This is a genomic window from Lentilitoribacter sp. JB5-8 (assembly GCF_055693385.1).
Map to the genome: position 1 here is coordinate 3611330 of NZ_CM146332.1, position 22128 is coordinate 3633457.

15 protein-coding genes and 2 pseudogenes are annotated in these 22128 nt (G+C 43.8%); 8 read left to right on the forward strand and 9 right to left on the reverse strand.

Features of this window, described 5'->3' with window-relative positions:
* Positions 1–56 precede the first annotated feature (56 nt).
* Positions 57–3236: an ATP-binding protein gene (locus ACZ1GZ_RS17490; protein WP_472666150.1), complete on the forward strand. Its 3180-nt coding sequence runs from the start codon at positions 57–59 to the stop codon at positions 3234–3236.
* Positions 3229–4194: a DNA-binding response regulator gene (locus tag ACZ1GZ_RS17495; protein ID WP_472666151.1), complete on the forward strand. Its 966-nt coding sequence runs from the start codon at positions 3229–3231 to the stop codon at positions 4192–4194. Before ACZ1GZ_RS17490 ends, ACZ1GZ_RS17495 begins: the two co-directional genes overlap by 8 nt.
* 871 nt (positions 4195–5065) lie before the next feature.
* Here the strand turns inward: ACZ1GZ_RS17495 and ACZ1GZ_RS17500 are convergent.
* The 5 genes and pseudogenes from ACZ1GZ_RS17500 to ACZ1GZ_RS17520 all read right to left on the reverse strand — a co-directional run bounded on the left by ACZ1GZ_RS17500 (position 5066) and on the right by ACZ1GZ_RS17520 (position 11181).
* Positions 5066–7375: a DUF3604 domain-containing protein gene (locus ACZ1GZ_RS17500; protein WP_472666152.1), complete on the reverse strand. Its 2310-nt coding sequence runs from the start codon at positions 7373–7375 to the stop codon at positions 5066–5068.
* A gap of 53 nt (positions 7376–7428) precedes the next feature.
* Positions 7429–8701 (reverse strand): annotated as a pseudogene (locus tag ACZ1GZ_RS17505) (TRAP transporter large permease).
* A 37-nt stretch (positions 8702–8738) separates the two neighbouring features.
* Complete coding sequence (locus ACZ1GZ_RS17510) at positions 8739–9239, reverse strand: TRAP transporter small permease (protein ID WP_472668347.1); 501 nt, start codon at positions 9237–9239, stop codon at positions 8739–8741.
* Between the two features lie 34 nt (positions 9240–9273).
* Complete coding sequence (locus tag ACZ1GZ_RS17515; protein ID WP_472666153.1) at positions 9274–10317, reverse strand: TRAP transporter substrate-binding protein; 1044 nt, start codon at positions 10315–10317, stop codon at positions 9274–9276.
* 99 nt (positions 10318–10416) lie between these two features.
* The gene (locus ACZ1GZ_RS17520; RefSeq protein WP_472666154.1) at positions 10417–11181 is read right to left on the reverse strand and encodes a GntR family transcriptional regulator; all 765 of its coding nucleotides are present in this window, start codon (positions 11179–11181) and stop codon (positions 10417–10419) included.
* A 665-nt stretch (positions 11182–11846) separates the two neighbouring features.
* Here ACZ1GZ_RS17520 and ACZ1GZ_RS17525 point away from each other — a divergent pair.
* Both ACZ1GZ_RS17525 and ACZ1GZ_RS17530 read left to right on the forward strand, forming a co-directional pair.
* Complete coding sequence (locus ACZ1GZ_RS17525; protein WP_472666155.1) at positions 11847–12212, forward strand: tyrosine-type recombinase/integrase; 366 nt, start codon at positions 11847–11849, stop codon at positions 12210–12212.
* On the forward strand, positions 12187–12396 hold the full coding sequence (locus tag ACZ1GZ_RS17530; protein ID WP_472666156.1) for a tyrosine-type recombinase/integrase: 210 nt from the start codon (positions 12187–12189) through the stop codon (positions 12394–12396). Before ACZ1GZ_RS17525 ends, ACZ1GZ_RS17530 begins: the two co-directional genes overlap by 26 nt.
* Before the next feature lie 633 nt (positions 12397–13029).
* Here the strand turns inward: ACZ1GZ_RS17530 and ACZ1GZ_RS17535 are convergent.
* From ACZ1GZ_RS17535 to ACZ1GZ_RS17550, 4 genes and pseudogenes are all read right to left on the reverse strand, one after another.
* Positions 13030–14349: an aspartate aminotransferase family protein gene (locus tag ACZ1GZ_RS17535; protein WP_472666157.1), complete on the reverse strand. Its 1320-nt coding sequence runs from the start codon at positions 14347–14349 to the stop codon at positions 13030–13032.
* Between the two features lie 4 nt (positions 14350–14353).
* Complete coding sequence (locus tag ACZ1GZ_RS17540) at positions 14354–14584, reverse strand: GNAT family N-acetyltransferase (protein ID WP_472666158.1); 231 nt, start codon at positions 14582–14584, stop codon at positions 14354–14356.
* A complete protein-coding gene (locus ACZ1GZ_RS17545) occupies positions 14577–15941 on the reverse strand; it encodes a glycine cleavage T C-terminal barrel domain-containing protein (RefSeq protein ID WP_472668348.1) in 1365 nt (454 codons plus the stop codon). Before ACZ1GZ_RS17545 ends, ACZ1GZ_RS17540 begins: the two co-directional genes overlap by 8 nt.
* 6 nt (positions 15942–15947) lie before the next feature.
* Positions 15948–17032, reverse strand: a pseudogene (locus tag ACZ1GZ_RS17550) (NAD(P)/FAD-dependent oxidoreductase); the annotation flags it as partial.
* A gap of 77 nt (positions 17033–17109) precedes the next feature.
* On the opposite strand from ACZ1GZ_RS17550, the gene ACZ1GZ_RS17555 reads away from it, so the two are divergent.
* From ACZ1GZ_RS17555 to ACZ1GZ_RS17570, 4 genes are read left to right on the forward strand one after another with little or no spacing between them, the layout of a single operon-like run.
* Positions 17110–17970: a MurR/RpiR family transcriptional regulator gene (locus ACZ1GZ_RS17555; protein ID WP_472666159.1), complete on the forward strand. Its 861-nt coding sequence runs from the start codon at positions 17110–17112 to the stop codon at positions 17968–17970.
* A gap of 31 nt (positions 17971–18001) precedes the next feature.
* The gene (locus tag ACZ1GZ_RS17560; RefSeq protein WP_472666160.1) at positions 18002–18970 is read left to right on the forward strand and encodes a TAXI family TRAP transporter solute-binding subunit; all 969 of its coding nucleotides are present in this window, start codon (positions 18002–18004) and stop codon (positions 18968–18970) included.
* Between the two features lie 60 nt (positions 18971–19030).
* A complete protein-coding gene (locus tag ACZ1GZ_RS17565; RefSeq protein ID WP_472666161.1) occupies positions 19031–21631 on the forward strand; it encodes a TRAP transporter permease in 2601 nt (866 codons plus the stop codon).
* On the forward strand, positions 21628–22056 hold the full coding sequence (locus tag ACZ1GZ_RS17570; RefSeq protein ID WP_472666162.1) for a universal stress protein: 429 nt from the start codon (positions 21628–21630) through the stop codon (positions 22054–22056). The genes ACZ1GZ_RS17565 and ACZ1GZ_RS17570 overlap by 4 nt, the downstream gene beginning before the upstream one ends.
* The last annotated feature ends 72 nt before the right edge of the window (positions 22057–22128 follow it).

Here is a 22128-nt window from a genome sequence, read left to right on the forward strand (position 1 = left end):
GTAGTAAGTTCAACAACTTGCGGGCAAATTTGCTTGCGAGGGAACAGGGTTTTTGAATGTCATCGAGTACTCAAATCACGGGCGCAAGAAGAATCTATAATCGTTGGGTTGCAGATGAAACACTGGAAGATTTTGCTTTAAGGTTCACTGCACATGGTGCACGAAAATGGTCCGTAGCCAGAATATCCAACACTGCTATTGGAGCCGTTTCATTTCTGGCTTTAGAAGCGATAGGCGCATCGCTCATGCTCAATTATGGTTTCAACACAACCGTCTCTGCTGTTGTTACAACAAGCCTGATCATTTTTCTGTTGGGCATCCCAATTTGCTATAATTGTGCAAAATATGGTGTCGATATTGATCTGCTAACTCGTGGGTCCGGATTTGGATATCTTGGCTCAACAATCACCTCGTTGATTTATGCCTCATTCACTTTCATATTTTTTGCAATTGAAGCCGCAATTATGGCTAAGGCTTTAGAACTTTGTTTCTCGATACCCATACCCATTGGCTACCTGATCTCTACCTTAATTTTCATTCCGCTTGTTACACATGGCATTTCACTGATCAATCGATTACAGGCATGGACACAGCCCATCTGGATCGTATTGCAACTCGCTCCATTTGTTTTCATCATAATCTATGGTTCCTACTCACAAAGCAGTTGGACTGATTACACAGGTCTTTTAGGGCCTGTTGATGGGCAAATTTCTATTGCGCATTTCGGCGCCGCGTCTGCAATTTTATTCTCCCTTACGGCGCAGATTGGCGAGCAAGTTGATTACTTGCGTTTTCTACCCCGCAAAACCAAAGATAATAGTTTTCGCTGGTGGTTTGGGCTTTTGTCAGCTGGTCCTGGTTGGATTGTTTTCGGTGCGGTTAAAGTCATTGCAGGGTGCTTTTTAGCGCATTTCGCATTCCGAGCTGGCATAGCATTCAGCGATGCCTCAGAACCCGCACACATGTATCTAACCGCATTTTCAACAATGTTTTCTAGTCCCGAAGTCGCACTTGGCGTGACGGGTATTTTTGTTGTCATTTGTCAAATTAAGATTAATGTCACCAATACTTATGCTGGCTCGATTGCATGGTCGAATTTTTTCTCACGTCTAACCCATTCACACCCCGGTCGTGTCGTGTGGGTAGTGTTCAACGTAATTATCGGACTATTGCTTGTACAATTTGATGCTTATCATGCACTTGAACAGATCTTAAGCCTTTATTCGATCGTAGCTGTTGCATGGCTTGCGACTATCGTCGCCGATCTTGTCATCAACAAAACACTCGGCTTCGCACCCAAAACGATACAGTTCAAACGCGCTTATCTCTATGACATCAATCCCGTCGGATTTAGCGCGACGCTTTTAGCTTCGGTCTTCGCTTTGTTGGGCTATTTTGGCGTTTTTGGTGAAACAGCCGCAGCACTTTACGCTTATATTGCTCTTATATTACCATTTATCATCTCGCCTTTAGTTGCCTACCACACGAGGGGCAAATACTATTTGGCGCGTCATCCAGAACCACTAAAACTAGACCAGTTGGAAAATGCGCACCATTCAAATTGTGATTGCTCTATTTGTCAGCATAGTATTGAAAATGAAGACATGCTTTACTGTCCACATTATGAAGCAAATATATGCTCACTGTGTTGTACACTCGATGTAAAATGCCAGGACCAATGCAAGCCTCAAGGGCGGTTCAACCAACAACTTTCGAACTTCGTAAAACTGAATTTTTCCAATCGTTTCGCGAAAATTATTTTGTCCCGAACCGGACGCTATTTCGGCACATTGACACTGGTCTTGTTGTTGATCGGTCTCATCATGTCGGTCGTGTTTTATCAAGCCCGTCTCGACCTGGGTGGGTCAGAACAGGCGATCAATTCCATTTTCATCAACCTATTTGCAACCTCGGTAATCGTATCTGGAATTGCTGTGTGGCTATTTTTGCTATCGAGGGAAAGTAGAGTGGTGGCGCAAGAAGAGGCCAAACTTCACACATCACTTCTACTCGAAGAAATCGAGGCCCATAAAGAGACTGACCGTCAGTTACAAAATGCGAAAGAAGCGGCGGAATCCGCCAATCTGGCGAAAAGTAAATATATTATTGGATTAAGTCATGAACTTCGAACGCCACTCAATTCGATCTTAGGCTATGCACAATTATTGGAACGCCAGAACAACAAAGATGCGTTGATGACAAATGCCGCACGCACCATCAGGCGGAGCGGAGATCATTTAGCAGGATTGATCGAGGGCCTTTTAGATATTTCGAAAATAGAAGCCGGACGACTACAAATTTCACGAGAAAAAACCGCAATAAAAAAACACTTCGATCAAATCGTGGACATGATTTCTCTGCAAGCGAAAGCCAAAAAGATTGATTTCAATTTCGAGTGTTCAGAGAACTTCCCGGATTATGTCTACGCAGACGAACGCAGAGTCCGTCAAGTCTTGATCAACTTATTGTCCAATGCCGTTAAATTTACGGATCAAGGTTCGGTAACCTTAAAAGCAACTTACCGGAATCAAATTGCAACAATCGAGGTTGAAGATTCCGGCATTGGCATAGCCAATACAGATCTAGAACGCATATTTTTGCCATTTGAAAGAACCGCCGATCCCACAGCTGTCAATCAGGCACCGGGCACGGGCTTAGGCCTTACAATTACCAAGCTGCTTGTGGAAATAATGGGAGGGGAACTTCAAGTAAAAAGTTGCCCTGGCAAGGGAAGTAAATTCACGGTGCGACTTATGTTAAGCTCTATTCCGGATATTTTAAACAGCCCTAAATCTGAGGCGCAGGTAACAGGTTATAAGGGTCCTCAACGCACAATTGCTGTCGCTGATGATGATCCGCTACAAAGGCAATTAATCATGGATGCACTCACGCCTCTTGATTTTGATGTTTTAACCTATGCAGATGGTCAAGAATGTCTTGAGGAAATTCAAAAAAACAGCCCTGATTTGGTAATATTAGATATTGCCATGCCGCGCATGAATGGGTGGGAATTGTCCGAAAGAATTCGCCGTGAAGTTTCCAGTACGCTTCCCATCATCATTGTTTCAGCTGATGCGGGGCTTGAAAATCTACCCACTGATCAAGCTAATAATTACCCATATCTGTTAAAACCGATCGAAATCTCGACCCTTCTTCGGCTCATCGGAACAGAGATTGATCTAAAATGGATATATTCAAACGATCAAAACAAAGAAAAGGTATCACCAGATGGGTGACTTAGCGCAGAATATACACAATCCTACGGCGATAAATTCGAATATTGGTGAGAAAACCATAGTTATGGTCGTCGACGATGCCGAAGATACTCTCACAATGTTGACCGATGTTCTTACCTTGGAAAACCTTCATGTCTTAACAGCTAATAACGGACCATCCGCATTACAAATTGCGAGTGAAAATCGGCCCGACGTGATTCTCATGGATGCGATCATGCCGGGGATGGATGGTTTTGAAACATGTCGCATTTTAAAATCAGAAACTGATTTAGCTGAAATTCCAGTTATCTTTATGACCGGGCAAGATGACAGCGATCATGTTGTAAAAGCCTTTGCAGTTGGCGGCGTGGATTTTGTCTCCAAACCAACATCGCTGCCGGAACTCATTGCAAGAATGCGCGTGCATCTATCAAACGCAAGAAAGGCAAAATCTGCTCGCCATGCGCTTGATATAACAGGACGGAAAATTGTTGCCATCGACGAACATGGAGACATCACTTGGAGCACGCCTCAAGCTACAAAGTTACTTCGCCAAAATGGTATTCATTCAGAAAATGGAGAGAAAGTACCTTGGGCAGTGCTTGCATGGATCCTAGAAATTAAAAAACACTCCGTGATCAGCGGAGATCAACAACTTGAGTATAAGTCACCAGGCACAGTAATTATTTTCAGACATCTTGGCGTAACTCCTGAAGGTGAGTTTTTGTTAAGTGTTACAGACCATCAAAAGGGAAGCGATGAAAAACGTCTGGCTGAGTTTTTCAATCTAACCATGCGAGAGGCAGAAGTCTTGCTTTGGACTACACATGGCAAATCGAACAAAGAGGTCGCTGAAATTCTTTCTCTATCGCCAAGAACAGTAAACAAACATCTTGAACAAATTTTTGCAAAGCTCGGCGTTGAAAACCGAACCGCGGCCGCCACGCGAACCGTCAGAGTTTTGTGGCAGAACATGTGAAAAATTACTTATTCGGAAACGTGCTATAGTCAATCGATATCAATGGTTTTAAAAATACACATCAGAGATTTTACTTCTATGCTAAGTAGAATGCTAAATCTTACTATTACCGCTAACGATGTTTGTTCAATAGCAGATCAGTGCTAAAATATTGAAACCCCACTTTTAAGGAAGTTTGGTAGTGGGAGAGGGACTTGAACCCCCGACACGCGGATTATGATGTTTTTTCTAACCGATTGAATATGCTGATTTAATTATCATTATTTTTCAGTGTGCTAGATAACCGCTAGGTTTTCTACCCGGACACGAGGAAATCTTTCGAGCTTACTTCTCTGCAGGGTTTAAAAGGAACTGAGATTTTTGACAAATATATTATATATTTCAGTAAGTTGGATGTAGAAAGATCTTCTTGGACAATATTTATGCAGAAGTTAAATCTTGCTTTTGGTGAAGCCCTACCCAAACATAAACATCTATTCTGCTTCTTTTCGCTCTGCACTACGTTGTTTCAGAAACTTGAAAAAGTCGGTATTATCGGCAAATTGCCCGGTTCGTCTAATATAATTGGTAGCTTCTATTTCAGCTTCTGACATTTCCTGTTCTGGATTGAGCAGAAGGCAAAGTTGATAAAGCGAATGAGAAATTTAATCACCATTGCCTTCGATTGAAAATGATATCTTCATTGATCATTATCCTTATGAAATGGATAAGAACGCGGGCTGACGGATTTTTTTATAGCTATTTTGGGCAGCATCTTTAGAACGATGCGTAGTTGGTGCTGGTAACTATTTCTCCGAAACAGGCATCCAGACAATTAAAACTGTCAAATTAATTTAAGATAGAGCGTGAGTTGATGGTGATTAACTTGACTTCAGCGGTAAACATAGATCGGACTTGTCCATGCCCGGGTACCATCTTCCTGCGTTAAACGGATATAAATTGGATTATCCCCGGTATCCTTTAGCGCAATATTTCGCTTGAAAGATAATGACCTATGAGTATTTACGCTGGGTAACCTGGATACTTTAACAAATCGACGCAGCTCGCCAGAATTATCAAAAATGATATCTTCCAAGCCGATATCCACTATTGGAATTTCAAATTTAACGAGCGGCGTGTCGAGCTTTAGTATGCCACTATGCTCATCTTCTACCACTATATCGAAGCCTCCAAAATTTCCGGTAGTAAGGGCCTTCCACGATAGTTTATTGCCCTCTTGCTCCAATACTTTATCGCGATTTAGGAAGTTAAATGGCGCGCTGGTTAAAACGGAGTTACCTTTAACCTCTGCAGTTCCATCCCAGATCACTTCACGAAAACGGCCTCTATATTCTGCGCCTTCCCAATGCACTCTGATGCGATTTCCGAGCTCGGCCTTGCCAAAGGGATGTATAGTTTCGATCAGATCTAAACCATTAAAAATATCAATACTTTGAATTGGGGATGTCGTTTGGATGGCAACGTTTAACTCCATTTTTCCCGATTTTAGATGCACAATATCGCCCATTAAAGCCTTGCTCACAGAAATAGCTTTTGCATCTTCAAAAAGGATTGGATCATCATGGTACAGCGAAGCAATTTTGGAGAAACGTCCCAACACATCAATCACCATTCGACCATTTGTGCCACCTGTTGTTCCATAATGACGACGCTTGCGTTGACAGTCTAAAAGAGATTCACGATCTAATTCGTTCATCAAAAAGCACGTTAAGCCACCAATGGCTCCGAATTTACCTGCTCCCGGATAACTCGCACCTGGGCGGCCCTTATGCCCATCTGAATTACATACGACACCTACACGGTAGTTGAGTTTAAAAGCGTCATTTAGCAGCCATTCAAAGCTGCCCCAAGAGGAATGGACCTCAACTGATTTTTCAAACCGGCCATCATGGGAGACAGAGATATCTGCATATCGTCCGCCGCAATGGGCATACATGACCACATCCCATTCCTCATGTTTTGCAAAGGCCTCAAACAGCTCTGCGCATGTGGGCGCATCTGAACCATCTACATCACCCCCTTCTATCAGAGCACGGGATGAGCGCCGTATAATGCGGTCATCTGTGGGGAAGTAAACGTTGCGGTCACCACCCAGCGAGGTGTTTCCTGACCATTCATATCCCGGTAGACATACATATTCACCAGGCCGATCATAGATCTTGGTTAAACGGTTTAATTCCAACCAAAATTCATCGGTAATCTGGAAATCATTACCCTGGTGTGCACAGGCATCGACAAAGGCAAGCTCCCGTGCAAAAGCAAAATATTGGTCAGCCGAACCAGTTCCAATCGTTTCCTCAGATTGGCCGTGCATATCGCCCCAATAGTGCACGAGCGCCGTATCCTCGATCACAAGTGGATTTGTTTCAGCAACGATATTGCTATGATTATCTCTCAGTCGTACGGAAACGCAACCTGGCTTGGAAACCCTAAGGCCTGGAATTTCAACTTTAAAATCACCAGGCTTAAAGTGGATCTTATTTGGCAAGCCTTTGATATCTCCATCAGATTCGATGGTCAAAGTGGCCTCGCAAAGATTTGACGGATTACCCCATTTATCTTCGCCCTTCATTTTTAGAGTAAATTCCTGATCAATCCGACGACGAGTTGGCAGTACTGCTTGAAAACGTTCTGGTGCCCCAGCTACTATTGAAATTATTGGTTGATCTGGAAGCGGCTGGAAGTTGTATGTCGCTATTGGATCAACAAGCACACGGAATTCAAATGTATCTTCACAAAAGGTTTGCAGCCGCATGCCCGGTCCACCATGATCTGTTACACCAAAGCGGATCGTTATGGTTTCACCTTCAGATAGATAACCTTTGACTACTTTAATCCACAATGTGCGATCCCATGGTCGAACGTTACCTTTTGGATCCCAGCGGGTTTGCAATACCGCGCCATTCGATGCTTCAACTGTCGTGAAATTGGCACCTTTTGGGTCGTCAAATTGTGGATTACTCTGATCGGAAGCAAATCGGAAGCAAACACGCAGACTTCCGGAATCATCGACACCATAAAGGCCAGCGGTATAGGTCAGAGTAAATGATGCGTTTGATCCGGCTTCAAATTCACCAGTGGGACTAATTGTTGCGGTTCCTAGTTGCTCTAGGGGAATGGCATTAACAACCACACCGCTATTTACTATCCCGTTGGACGAGCTTGAAACATTAGAATCCATGATTTAGTCCTTTGTGTTCTGCTTGCGCGAATTAAAAAAGTTTGACGAGATGTTCAGCCAAATACCGTGACTAAAAAGGTTGAAAGCGGAGGGTAATAACTGATCAACATCAGATCGAAGATCAACACTAGAATAAACGGCCATATGTTCTTCACAATATCTTCGATTGATACTTTTGTGATGGCCGAAGCTATGAACAAATCGACACCTAATGGTGGTGTTACTGTGCCAATTGACAAGTTCACAACCATGATGATCCCAAAGACCAGCGGGTCAATGCCAAATGTCATTGCAGCGGGATATAAGATTGATGTAAAAATTACGATTGCTGCTGCTGCGTTCATCATACAGCCAACAACCAACAAGAAAATATTCACGAAAAGTATATATATGATCTGATTGCTAGCAGTTTCCGCCAAATATTGGGAAATGGTTTGCGGTATCAGGTTAATAGTCAACAACCATGCAAAAATATGGGCACTGTTCATGATGAACATGACGACCGCCGATGAAAGTACCGCTTTAAAAAATGCGTTATAAAGCGCACTCCATGTCAGCTCGCGGAATGCAGCACCTACTACCAGCCCATACGCAGCAGCCACAACCGCCGCTTCCGTTGGGGTGAATACCCCCATAAATGCCTGTTAAAATGATAACAGGCATCATTAATGGCCAGAAAGCTTGCTTGAACGATTTTATAATCTGATTCTTACCTTGAAAGTGAACTTTTTCAACATTCGGTTCACCTTTTACCAAGAACCAGTTCAGAATAAGCATACTGACACAGATCACAATGCCAGGCAGGAAACCTGCCAAGAATAAATCTGAGATGGATACACCTGTAACCACTCCATATAGAATTAGCAGGATCGAGGGGGGAATAATCATTCCAGTTACACCAGCGGCTGCAATTGTAGCGGCAATAAATGCCGGACGGTAACCCTTTTCGACCATCGGATCATTCATCACTCCACCGATTGCAGCTACCGTTGCAGCATTCGATCCTGATAGCGCTGCAAAGAAGCTCGACGCAAGAATTGCAACGGCTCCCAGGCCTCCACTGAGATGACCAACCAAAGATGAGGCAAAATTTACAAGTCGGCGCGACATACCACCGGTAGACATGATTTCTCCAGCGAGAATAAAGAAAGGGATAGCCAACAATGGAAATGAATTATTCGATGCCACGATTTTAAGCACTATGATTTCAAGGTTAATTCCACTTGCGAGAAGACCGACTACGCTAGATAGACCGAGCGCGACTGCTATTGGGACACGTAGAACCATTAATAAGATGAGAGTGGCAAAAATTGACGTAGCAACCATGACGGATTCCGATTCTTTTTCTGAAAGTGTTTACAATTTAATGATCATCAACAATCAAATCGGATGCTGATACAATGGCCTGCCGGAAGAGTGTCTCTGTTGTAAAAACAATACCAAATAGAGCCCCTGTGGGGACAGCAGCAAAAACCCATGCCATAGATATTTGCATGGCTGGAGAAATCTGACCTGTCGCACTCAGTGTGGCAGCCCAACCCGTTTTAAAAACAATGCAAAGAAACACGATCGTGCATAAAGATGCAGTTATCAGAGCTATCCTTTTTAACCTAAGCGGCAGGATCTTAACGAACATTCCTATGGCAGCATGAATGTTGCGGCGCAATCCTATGGCTGATCCCAGAGCGATTGTCCAAACAAACAAGTAACGTATTAATTCATCAGGGAATGATAGCGAGTTTTGAATAATAAATCTAAAAATGACCGTAAGTATGCCAAATACGAGCATTGTGATGAATAAAATGACGCATACTGCCGCTAGGAAAATTTCGGATTTATCTAACATTAATTTAGCTGAAATCATTTTCAATATCCTCTACAATCCCGCGGCGGTCCAATTATTTTGCGTTCGAAACAGCTTCAATTAGATCAGCACCTAAACGCTCACTGTATTCTTCCCAAACTGCCGACATTTTATCTTGGAAGGCTTTGGACTGTTCCGGAGTAAGGCGTGTAACAACCATGCCGTCGGCTTCCATTTCTGAAAGATACTGAGCTTCAACCTTATTGATCTCATCACGCTCCCAGTCCTGTGTTTCCTTGGCTGTGTTTGCCAGCAGTTCTTGAACCTCCATAGGAAATTCAGCGAACTTTCCATCGTTTATTAGGAACATAATGCCTGCCCACTGGTGATTAGAAAGAGTGATATTTCCTTGTACTTTATCAAATCCAAAGGCCTTTACATTGCCGACCGGGTTGTCCTGTCCATCAACGGTGCCTTGTTGCAATCCAGTGAAGACCTCAGATAACGGCATGGGAGTTGGATTTGCGCCAAGTGCTGTAAAAGTTGCCACGTTAAGAGGATTTCCTATCACGCGAAACTTTACACCCTCCATATCTTCGGGAGACTCAATTTTCTTGTCCCTAGTCGTAATGGTTCTAAAACCACTTTCGTACATAGCAAGTGTACGAATGCCGATTTGTTGACGCATGTCTTCAAACATCATCTGGCCAACATCACCATCTGAGACCGCATAAGCGTGATGACGGTCACGAAAGACAAATGGGAGATAAAAAACGTCAAGTTTTGGATAAAAACTTGCCACGTTTGTGGTGGGAACCAAAGCAATATCAACTACATTGATCCGCATTGCCTCAACTAGTTCCCTTGATGAACCGATGGTGCTATTTGGGAAAACTGTCACATTAATTTTGCCACCACTACGTTCGCTAACTAAGTCAGCAAACCGTTGAGCGCCGAGCGCTAGTGGGTGTGCCTCATTATACGGATGACCAAACTTTAAATCCATTTCTGGATAATCTTGAGCCGCGGCTGGGATTGTCGACATGGTGGCAACAAGTCCTGCGACAAACAGCGCACGCGTGTTACGCATTAATTTCGTGATTTTATCAAAAGGTCGGTGTTTTTCTATGAGATTCATTAGATGTCCTATCATTGTTATGAGGTTTCTAAGTCTTAAATAATGGGTGAAATGCGGGTTTGTGGAATGCTGGAAAATCCTGAAAAGAGGAAAATTCCGCTACTTTGCCTCCTCAAATGAGGTTCCCACGCAAATTTCGAGCCCTCTATCACTGGGTGGCACAAAAACACGTTGCCAGGTAATTGGAATATCGCGAAAGCTCGTACCGCAAATTGACCAAACCAGGCCGTATTGCCCCGGCTCTATCCCAATATTCCTTGTAACGCGGGGAGGAAGCGCTTGACATAATATTGTCTGTGTCGTGCTCAGAGTTGGGGCGTTAAAACGTTCTATCAGCATATCTCTGAACGAAACGCCATCGAGCCAAGATTTTCCAAGGGTAGCAATGTTGCCAAAACGTGAGGCAGGCAAATAGATTTCGCTAAATAACTCAAATTCGTTATTGACGCTCACAAGTCTATGAACCCGAACAAATTCAATTTCATTTCCACCAAAAAAGGCACTCCAGGGGCCATTATCTGAGGTTAACTCAACATCTAAAACCTTGAAATAAATCGGTAGTATCTCCGACCCGCCCTCGGCCTTAAAGCGAAAATGTTTCAAATGCTCATCTGGCGCGCGCGAGCCGGAGACAAAAGTCCCCGAACCATGCCGCCGTTCAACAACACCCATTTCCGCTAGACTGCGCAAAGCGCGTTGCACTGTCCCAAGACTAAAGGCCAATTCCGCCGCAAGTTTTCCCTCCGATGGGAGTCGATCACCGGGCGCCCAAACCCCATCCTCGATCTTGGCAAGTAACTGATCGACGATAACTTGATATTTTGCCTTTGGCGAATTTTGAAGTGATTTTGGTATGGTTTTCATGTTGGGATATCAACCTTAATTTAAAGTCCTATATATCAATACAAGCGGAAAATAAGGTAAATGTCGAGTCTTTTTTTAACTCATATATATTGAACAATTTTATAGCTATTCGGAGTCGAAAGTGTTTAAAATTTGGACAGGCCGCATGTTTTTTGGGCGTGTCTTAATGCGATTATTCTGAAGCGGTGATATTGAACCGAAATACATCTGTTGCAAGTTGATGTAATGAACTTGGAGCTAAATCCATAATCCTTTAGTGTTGTGTTGCTTCAAATGGAAATCCGAGCAAAGATAGAGAATGCGTATTGCGAGCCTTACCCGCTATATCGGCGCATGCCGAAGCTGACATCCAACTGGTTAAATTAGATAAGCCTGTAAAAGACAATTTGGATTAAATAGCTGTTGCTGGGTGCGGCGGTATTTATGTAATTGTTGTCTTTTACAATTAGGTTGTCTGCTTTGGGCCAAGAGAGGAAGTGTTTTTATCCGTCACAATGTCCGCTTTTCAAAATAAGATAATCACATTTCATAGAATAGTTTACATTCTCCCCTAACCTATTGATATCTTTAAACTTCAAAAAGTGTTCGCTCTTTGCGCCATTCCGCATCATAATTTCCTCTGTAAAACAAAGACTTAAATTATGATATTGAAGTTATAGAGCCAGATGAAACAAGCACGTGTACTAACTCAGCAACAATTGAATATAGTTTTACTGGTCGCTGAAAATATGCAAAACGGACCACGCAATAAACTGCTTACATTATTGTCCTACTATATGGGACTGCGTGCGGGTGAAATTGCCATCCTTAAATGGGATGATCTGCTAGACAAAAATTATAAGCCCAAAGACCACTTTTATCTCAAAGCTCAATACACCAAATCAAAAGAGGCACGCCAAGTTCTCGTCAATCCAAAACTATTGGGATCAGCTCCACAGATGGAAATCACTGGACCAGCCAGTCATAGAGTCTCAAAGAGGTGGTCATTTTTCCGCAAACTAATTGGTGCAGGCATTCAACCGAATTTATGATGCAGCAAGAATAGAAGGTGCTTCCTCTCATAGTGGGCACAGATGGTTTATTACTCAACTGGCACATAAAAGCGTTTCACCAAAAGTCATTATGGAATTGGCTGGTCACAAGCATTTGGGAACCACACAACGCTATATCGATGTGAATGATGAGATGAAAACAAAAGCAGTCAACCTAATTTGATGTGCTAATACTTTCCAAAAACTTTCACCGTGAATGTTTTTAAGAAAGCTACCGCAGTCAACATGGTCCGATAGAGACTCAAATGCAGAAGAATTTTGGTAGCACTAACTTGTCTCGCATGTGCCATTTTCAGACATAATTAAATTTTAAGCTATTCAGAGTTCTACGGCTTTCGGAAAAGATGCACATTTTCAAGAAACCTACTATTTTAAAATCGCAAAAAAGTTCGCAGTTAAGAGCACTTAATCAACTAAACAACTTGAAGAACTACTTTTTAAAGCATAATCTCTTTTGTAAAATGAGAATATCATCGACCTCCAATTGCCTGTGAATTGATAATCCATTTAATTCTTTTAAATGATGATTATAGGCAAACATTTGCAGTCTCGCTCATACGTTCGGCATTACTCTTACCAAATTCACGAACCGCCCAGTTAACATTGAAATCTTAACGGGTGATTTTCAACATGGAGCAAGATTTATTCAAGACGGGCCAAATCATCAGTGTTATATATAATGTGGTGAACAGAAATACCGACTTCTGAGCACCAATCATAAACTTTTTTGTTCCCGTCAGATATCATTTCTACAATGAAGATTTAAACTGCTTTTGACAGGGACAAATTTTGAACATCAAAATACCTGTTTGAAGGCAATATCAAGTTTACCTATAATCTCATCAATGTGTTGATCTTCCAAAATAAAGGGCGGCGCAAGTAAAACATGATCACCTTTGACCCCATCAATGGTGCCACCCATAGGATAACAAATTAGCCCAGCATCGAACGCAGCAGACTTTATCTTTTTGTGAATAGTTTCACTTGGGCAGAACGGTTCTTTGGTTTCACGAGATTTCACAATCTCAATGCCACGAAACAGCCCACGTCCACGGATATCACCAATATGAGGGTGCTGTCCAAACGCAAGGTTAAGCGCTTCATCCAGCACAAACCCCATTTCCATAGAGCGCTCTACAAGTTTTTGTTCCTTTAGTTTTTTAACGACAGCAAGTGATGCGGATGCGGCCGTTGGATGTCCCATGTAAGTGTGGCCATGCTGGAAAAAACCAGAGCCATCGGCAATAGCCGCATAAATTTCGTTGGAACAGAGCATTGCGCCGATGGGCTGATAACCAGCGCCCAAACCTTTCGCAATGGTGATAATATCAGGTGAAACCTGATCCTGCTCGCAGGCAAACATAGTGCCGGTTCGGCCCATACCACACATAACTTCGTCTAATATCAACAATATTCCATATTGATCACAGATGTCGCGTATGCGCTTGAAATATCCTGGCACAGCTGGCACAGCACCTGCTGTTGCCCCCACAACGGGTTCAGCAACAAAGCCTATAACATTACCAGCACCGAGACGATTAATTTCAGCTTCAAGCTCATTGGCCATGCGCAGGCCATATTGCTCAACTGTTTCGTTTTTCATTCGTCCACGATATTCATAACAGGGCGAAATATGGCTTGTTTCAATCATCAGTGGGGCAAACGGTTTTCGGCGCCATTCATTGCCGCCAGTTGATAAAGCTGCCAGTGTATTGCCGTGATAACTTTGCTTGCGTGCAATGAAGTAGCGGCGGGAATTCTCACCCTTTTCCCAAAAATATTGTCTGGCGAGTTTAAGTGCTGCTTCCACAGCCTCAGATCCGCCTGACACCAGATAAACTCGATCAATATTATTGGGTGCAAGAGACGCCAAAAGTTCGGCCAATTCTTCTGCGGGTTCGGATGTGAAAAAACCGGTATGGGCGAAAGCAACTTTTTCCAATTGTTCCTTGATGGCATCCGTAACATCGGGATCACCATGCCCCAAACAAGAAACCGCTGCACCGCCCGATCCATCAAAATATTGCTTGCCATTGTTGTCGTATAAATAAACACCCCTGCCCGATGACACGGTTGGTAATTTTGATTTTGTGTGTCTGGGAAAAACGTAAGACATAAGTCTATTCCTCGTTGAATGAATTCACGAATTGATGGCTGAAATATTCAAAACCATTTGCTTGATAAAATCGGTGTGCATTTAACCGGTTGCGGCCACTACAAAGGCAAATATTATCGCACTCCATGTCTTTTGCATGGGTCGCTAAATGAGCCAATACTGTATTGCCAATGCCATTACTGCGAGCATGTTCTGCAACGTACAGATCACCGGCACCGTAATCAAGGTCAGGCATTGCGCATTCTTTCTCCTTTGGGATCAAAGGCTGGGCCAAATTTGACTTGTCCTGAAAATAATGCGCCTGCAATATTTATCTCCACAATCGCGTTTTCAGCAACAAGCGTTGGATCCTTAATGTCTGCCAAAGCAATTGGGGCATCAATACGATAGCCGTAAGCTGCAGATGTGGTTCGTCCTATTATGTCACCGTTCATCAAAATAGGTTCATTGCCTAGCGGGACAGCGCTTTTGTCGCTTAAAATTATTGTAATAATTTTGGATTTAGCACCCTCTGCTTTTTGCTTTTCCAAAGCCGATTTTCCAATGAAATCTTTATTCCAATCAACGGCAAAACCTAGCCCGGCATCCAAGGGTGAAACATCTGTATCAAGTTCATGGCCATAGGCGAGATATTTTTTCTCAATGCGCATCGAACTCTGAGCAAATAACCCTGCTGGCTTAGCCCCTCGTGCAATCATTGCATCATAAATCTTAGTCGCATTTTCTGCCAAACATGTGATCTCCCAACCGGCTTCACCAACATAAGAAAGCCGGACAGCTCGGATATGACATCCTGCAATATGAGCTTCACCTACCTGGAAATATTTCAATTCATTGAGTTCATCAGCACCTAATTCTTTGGCGATACGACGAGCATTTGGCCCCATTAAACCAAGTACAGCATAACTTAATGTTGAGTCTATGATGTCTACGTTCTCATCAGATTTCTTATGAGCGTTTAACCAGGCAAGATCACGTTTAATTGCAGTGGTCCCAACAAATAGCCGATAATGATCTGTTGAAATGCGAAGTGCGGTCAAATCACTTTCAATACCGCCTCTTTTATTCAGGATTGATGTGTAGATTGCGCGACCTGGTTTGCGATCCATTTGATTGGCACATATCCGGTTTAAGAAATCACAAGCATCCGTGCCTTTCACTTCTATTTTGCCAAACGTGGATTGATCAAATATTGCTGCACCTTCATGCGCTATCCGCACCTCCTGTCCAACCTGATCAAACCAGTCCGGCTTGCCAAATGTCATTTTTGGCTCAAGAGTTTTGTCAAAATAGAGTGGGCGCTCCCATGCATAAAACTGGCCGAAATGGGCGTTTGCTTGTTTCCATTTCTCATCTAACGGTGTTGGTTTTAAACCTCTCCCTGTGTCCCATTGTCGGCCAGGATAGGTTATTTCATAATGTTTACCCAATATTTCTGGAACACGGGCGGTAAGCGCTTCAACTGAATTAAATTCTGCAGGGAAACGTTTTGGATCTGCCTCATGAAGATCTACTTGTGTGTGACCATGCTGTATGCAATGCGCCAAAGCCCGGCCGGCACCGCCGCCCGTTGCAACTCCAACAGAATTCATCCCACAGCCTAGAAATAGGCCTTTTGTTTCAGATGTTTCACCCAACATAAACGATCCGTCGGGGGTGAAACTTTCAGGACCATTTAACAACATCTTCACCTCAGCTGTTTCTAATGCTGGAAGTCGGTGCAGCGCGTTTATCATCATGGGTTCAAAGTGATCCCAATCTTCAGCAAGAAGTTGAAATGCAAAATCCTTCCCAATAATCTCGGGATCAATGGATTTCCCCAAAGGCTCAAAGCACCCCACAAGTAAGCCACCACTATCGTCTCGAATATAAAGGTGCCCATCGTGGTCCGACAATGTCGGCATATTGCCTGATATCCCTTCAATCGGTTTCGTCAGCAAGTAAAAATGTTCGCAGGCCCAGGCGGGAACTTCAGCATTTGCCATTGCTGCTGCTTCTCGGCTCCAAAGGCCTGTACAAAGGGCGACCGCATCGCAGCTTATCACACCGGCTTCGGTCTCAACGCCAGTTATTTTTCCGTCTTTTGTTAAAATACCAGTCACACCAGTATTTTCGAAAATTTTCGCACCATTTTTTTTGCACCTTTTACAAGTGCCGCACATAGATCCGATGGGCTCACTCTTCCGTCACCTGGAGACCAAACTGCCCCGACAACATCATCTGCGTTCATCAATGGCCAGCGCTCTATTGCCTCTTCACGACTGATAGTTTCTGCTTCAACGCCAAATAAATGAGCCAACGCTTCCTGGCGCTTAATGTGGATCATACGATCTTCATTTGTCGCAATTGAAAGCGAACCTTTGTTAATCCATCCTGTTTGCTGCCCTGTTTCCTCTTCTAAGCTGGCATAAAGATCAACTGAATAACTGATGAGATCTGTAAGGTTTTTCGTCGAGCGCAATGCACGCACTTGCGCTGCAGAATGCCAAGTTGTGCCGGAAGTTAATTCGTTGCGCTCAAGAAGAATAGCGTCAGTCACGCCATCTTTCGCAAGGTGGTAAAGTGTAGAACATCCCATCACTCCGCCGCCAATAACGATGACAGACGCGTGTGTTGGGAGGGTTTTTTGGGAGGCCATTATAAGTTTCCATGATAAAATTTTTGCTGCACATATTTGAAACATATATTTCAGTAGTTGACAATAGAAAATAGTTTTGTAACATTTGTTTCAATTACCCTTCCATCCCAGGAGTTCATTTCTTGTCAAATACAGATGATTTTCAGGATAAAATTTTCAGTCGATATTCGCAGTTGAGCGACACATTGAAGGTGGCTGCCGATTTTATTATCGCCAATCCTTTGGATGTCGCATCTCGGAGTTTGCGCTCTATTTCTGACAATGCTGGCATATCTCCTGCCTCTTTCTCACGAGCGGCAAGAGCGCTTGGCTACGAAAGTTACGAGGATTTGCGCGAAGACACGCGACGCGCTGTCAGCAAAAAATCCGAACCGATGGCAGATCGCGCGAAACGTTTGCGTGCCGAACATGATACCGAAACATTTGATATTTTTACAGAGCACGTCGAGATCACTCGCTCAAATATAAATGGCACCTTTTTTGATTTAGGGGCTGAACGCTTGGAAAGCGTTTCAAAAGAATTGATCAGTGCGAGGAAAGTACATTTGATCGGCTCTCTAGGATCCTCTGGCCTACTTGATTATTTTGCTTATATGGCGGGCTGGTTTTTGAAAAACTGGGATGTTGCTGGACGCAATGGCACTTCCTTAGCCAATACACTTTCCAACTTAACAGAAGAAGATGCCGTTGTTGTTTTGTCGATTGCACCTTTTGCGAAACGCTCAGTTCAAGCGACAAAAATTGCAATGGAAAACAAAGCTAAAGTGTTCGTTGTTACCGATAGCCATAAATTTCCGGGACTTCGCTATGCAAATGAACATTTTATAGTCCGCTCCGAGAGTTCAAACTTTTTTGCATCATATACAGGCGTCATCGCTCTTTTCGAAACGATGATAAGCATGATGGTTTCGCTATCAGGCGAAAAAGCTGATTTAGCTATCAGCAAAATGGAAGAAGCAAGTCAACGGTTGGATGAGTTCTGACTAAAACGAGTACATGTAAAAGGGAATAAAAATGATTAGAAAACTAAAAATCACAACACTATCAGTTGCTGCCATCGCCGCGATGAGCACGATGTCACTTGCAGAGCAAAAATTTATTACGATCGGTACCGGTGGTGTTACCGGGGTTTATTACCCAACTGGCGGTGCAATTTGCCGTTTGGTCAACAAGGATCGTAAAGATCACGGCATTCGCTGTTCAGTGGAATCAACAGGCGGTTCTGTCTATAACACACGTACAATTCGTCAGGGTGAACTTGATTTTGGTGTTGTTCAATCTGATGTGCAGGCAGCAGGGCTCGCGGGCACAGGTGCATTCGCAGATGATGGTCCTTTCCCTGATTTACGTGCGCTGTTTTCAGTGCATCCGGAACCTATGCATGTCATGGCGCGTGTCGATAGCGGCATCACCGATATTACGAGTATGAAAGGCAAGAAAGTTAACATCGCAAACCCTGGTTCAGGTACTCGTGTTCTTGCCGAAACTCTGCTGAAATATGAAGGTGTTGCTATTTCAGATTTCGCTCTTGCCGCAGAACTTAAATCATCAGAACAATCCGCTGCGCTTTGCGATGCTAAGATTGATGCAACCATCTGGGCGGCTGGCCTTCCAAATGGTGCAAGTCAGGAAGCAACATCTTCTTGTGATGTTAAAATCATCCCACTTGCTGGTGCTGGCATTGACAAATTGCTAGCTGAAAATTCAGCCTATGCGCCTGCAACAATTCCTGGTGGCATGTATCCAGGTAACCCTGACGACATTCCATCTTGGGGTCCGAAAGCAACATTTGTAACGTCGGCAAACACGTCTGAGGAAGTCGTCTATGCACTTGTTAAAGCCGTGTTTGATAATTTCGATGACTTTAAAAAGTTGCACCCGGCGTTTAGCCGATTGGTCGAGGAAGAAATGATCAAAGATGGTCTAACGGCGGACCTTCACCCTGGCGCGGTTAAATACTACAAAGAACGTAGCTGGATGTAATCGACAACTCATAAAGGCCATCTCACAGGAGGTGGCCTTTTCAATTTGAAGGGATTTATTATGTCCGAGCCAACGACGAATAATCAAAATGAGTTTGAAGATCTAATTGCTGAAAGTGATACAGGTGCGCGTGCGCCAACTGGAAGATTTTCGATCAGTGTGCTTTGGAGCATACCGCTGGTTTGGTCATTATTTCAATTATGGATCGCCTCTCCATTACCATTTATTTTTGGTGTTGGAGTTTGGAATGATACACAAACGCGTGCAATCCACTTAGCATTTGCCGTGTTTTTAGCATTTGTTGCGTTCCCAACGTTAAAGACATCGCCGCGACGACATATCCCAATCCAAGACTGGGTGTTGGCATTATTAGCTGCTGGATCATCTGCATATATTTGGTTGTTCTATGCCGATATTTCTGGTCGGTCTGGTGCGCCAAACACAACTGATATCGTTATTGCCGTCATTGGTATTATTTTGCTTATGGAAGCTGCCCGTCGGTCACTTGGCTTCCCTCTAATGGCGGTCGCGGCGTTTTTTCTTGCCTATGTGTTTTTCGGTTCATGGGACGGACTGCCAGATATTGTCAGATGGAAAGGCGCTTCATTACAAAAAGCAATGAGCCATATGTGGCTTACTACCGAGGGGGTCTTCGGGGTTGCGCTTGGGGTCTCTTCCGGTTTTGTGTTCCTGTTTGTCTTGTTTGGCGCATTGCTTAACCAAGCAGGTGCTGGAAATTATTTTGTTCAAATCGCATTTTCGCTTCTGGGGCATATGCGCGGTGGACCTGCAAAAGCTGCTGTTGTGTCTTCAGCAATGACAGGTCTGATTTCAGGTTCATCTATTGCGAACGTGGTGACAACTGGCACCTTTACTATTCCTTTAATGAAGCGTGTTGGTTTCTCGCCGGAAAAAGCAGGCGCCATTGAGGTTTCTTCGTCAGTCAATGGTGTTCTAACACCGCCGGTTATGGGTGCGGTGGCATTTTTGATGACAGAATATGTCGGTGTGTCTTATGTCGAGGTCGTTAAAACTGCGATATTACCAGCGGCCATTTCTTATATTGCGCTTGTATATATCGTTCACCTTGAAGCGCTAAAAAATGACATGCAGGGTCTTGAACGTCCTGAACCACTTGGTCCGATCCAAGCACGATTGATCCGCTTTGGTATCATCGCTTGCTCGGTGATAATTTTGTCCTACGCAATATTCTGGATCATTGAAGGTATGAAGATGATCTTTGGCGAGTTATCTGCTTGGCCGATACTAACCTTCTTATTCGCCTCCTATGCTTGGCTGATTTATCTATCGGCCAAGCAACCGGATCTGGAATTGGATGATCCTAACCAACCTGTGGTGAAGCTCCCGATTTTCCGCAATATCTCCAGATCCGGTCTTTATTACATCGTACCCATCATTGTGTTGATTTGGTTCTTAATTGTTGAATGGAAGTCTCCGGCATTTTCCGCCTATTGGGCAACCTTATTTATGGTAGTTATCCTTCTCACACAGAAGCCACTAAAGGCGCTGTTTAGAGGTGAAGCTAAATGGGCCAGCAAGATAAAAGAAGGAATATCTGATTTAGCTGAAGGCCTGATCATTGGTGCGCGCAACATGATCGGATTGGCCGCAGCCATGGGTGTAGCAGGGATCATTGTCGGCGCGGTTACGTTAACTGGCGTTGGTCAGGTCATGGCAGAATTCGTTGAATTTTTATCAGGCGGAAATCTACTCGCAATGTTGTTCTTTGTTGCGCTGATCTCGATCATTTTAGGCATGGGGTTGCCAACAACTGCGAACTACATTGTCGTCTCATCTCTCATGGCTGGTGTTGTTGTGGAATTGGGTGCTCAATCTGGTTTGATTGTTCCGCTTATCGCTGTTCACATGTTTGTATTCTACTACGGTATCATGGCAGATGTGACACCCCCCGTTGGCTTGGCATCTTTCGCGGCCGCCGCGATTTCAGGTGCAGATCCGCTAAAAACAGGTTTCACTGCGTTTTTCTATTCTTTACGAACCGCGTTGTTACCTTTCCTTTTCATTTTCAATACCGATCTTTTGCTCATCGATGTTGGGCCAGTCCAAGCAATATTTGTGAGTTTAATTGCACTAGCAGCGATGCTGTTATTTGCCGCGGGAACCATGGGGTACTTCATGACCCGAAGCCGGTTGTGGGAATCGTTAGCTTTGGTTCTTGTTGCTCTGACTTTATTCCGGCCTGGGCTGTTTTTGGACCAGGTTCAGCCTCAATTTATCGAGACAGATCCAGTGCAGATTTTTGAGATTGCAAAAGCGGCTGAAAACGAGAGCGACATACGTCTGTTGCTTGAAGGTGAAAACATCAATGGTGATCTAGTATCGTCAACTTTCGTGTTGCCATTGGGTGAGTTTGGTGGCGAGGGCTTTGATCGTCTTGCGCAAAATGCGGGCATCGAGTTTATCAAAAGTGACGGCAAAATAATTGTCGATCTCGTTTCATTTGGTAGTCCTGCAGAAGCTGCAGGTATTGATTTTGACTGGGAGCTTAAAACCATAAAAATCGAAAATGATCGCCTGCCGAAAGAGCTGTTTTATATCCCGGCATTCTTGTTGCTTGGACTGATAATTTTCTTACAGAGACGTCGACATCAAAGCTCTGAGGAGGAGCTAAATTCATGAGTAAGTTTATACTCGCCGCGATTGATATCGCCCACGCTGAAACGGTAGAAAACGTGCTAAAAAAAGCCGCTTCTTTATCCAAACTTGAGGATGCAAACTTAGCTGTAGTCACCGTTGTGCCTGATTTTGGCATGAGCATTGTCGGGTCTTTCTTCAAAGAAGGAACCGAGGATGGGGTGATGCAAAAAGCGAACGAGCAATTGCACGAAATTGTTTCCTCATCCCTCGGTGCGGATGTCAAAGTGAAGCATATTGTCAAACACGGAACAGCCTATGAAGGCATTTTAGAAGCTGCCCAAGACTTAGATATATCACTTATCATCATGGGTGCCCATCGACCCGATTTAAGAGACTACCTTCTGGGGCCAAATGCAGCACGTGTGGTAAGGCATGCACAAACTTCAGTTTATGTGGTCAGGGATTAGCGTTTTTGCCTCAAATATCTGCTTTTATTAGCTTTTTCTATTCGTTTGAGACAGGCAATGCCTTAACGACCT

Excerpts from the sequence above, each read along its gene's own strand:
- ACZ1GZ_RS17490 (WP_472666150.1), top strand. The coding sequence starts at position 57 with ATGTCATCGAGTACTCAAATCACGGGCGCAAGAAGAATCTATAATCGT.
- ACZ1GZ_RS17495 (WP_472666151.1), top strand. The coding sequence starts at position 3,229 with ATGGGTGACTTAGCGCAGAATATACACAATCCTACGGCGATAAATTCG.
- ACZ1GZ_RS17500 (WP_472666152.1), bottom strand. The coding sequence starts at position 7,375 with ATGGATTCTAATGTTTCAAGCTCGTCCAACGGGATAGTAAATAGCGGT.
- ACZ1GZ_RS17510 (WP_472668347.1), bottom strand. The coding sequence starts at position 9,239 with ATGATTTCAGCTAAATTAATGTTAGATAAATCCGAAATTTTCCTAGCG.
- ACZ1GZ_RS17515 (WP_472666153.1), bottom strand. The coding sequence starts at position 10,317 with ATGAATCTCATAGAAAAACACCGACCTTTTGATAAAATCACGAAATTA.
- ACZ1GZ_RS17520 (WP_472666154.1), bottom strand. The coding sequence starts at position 11,181 with ATGAAAACCATACCAAAATCACTTCAAAATTCGCCAAAGGCAAAATAT.
- ACZ1GZ_RS17525 (WP_472666155.1), top strand. The coding sequence starts at position 11,847 with ATGAAACAAGCACGTGTACTAACTCAGCAACAATTGAATATAGTTTTA.
- ACZ1GZ_RS17535 (WP_472666157.1), bottom strand. The coding sequence starts at position 14,349 with ATGTCTTACGTTTTTCCCAGACACACAAAATCAAAATTACCAACCGTG.
- ACZ1GZ_RS17540 (WP_472666158.1), bottom strand. The coding sequence starts at position 14,584 with ATGCCTGACCTTGATTACGGTGCCGGTGATCTGTACGTTGCAGAACAT.
- ACZ1GZ_RS17545 (WP_472668348.1), bottom strand. The coding sequence starts at position 15,941 with ATGAATTCTGTTGGAGTTGCAACGGGCGGCGGTGCCGGCCGGGCTTTG.
- ACZ1GZ_RS17560 (WP_472666160.1), top strand. The coding sequence starts at position 18,002 with ATGATTAGAAAACTAAAAATCACAACACTATCAGTTGCTGCCATCGCC.
- ACZ1GZ_RS17565 (WP_472666161.1), top strand. The coding sequence starts at position 19,031 with ATGTCCGAGCCAACGACGAATAATCAAAATGAGTTTGAAGATCTAATT.
- ACZ1GZ_RS17570 (WP_472666162.1), top strand. The coding sequence starts at position 21,628 with ATGAGTAAGTTTATACTCGCCGCGATTGATATCGCCCACGCTGAAACG.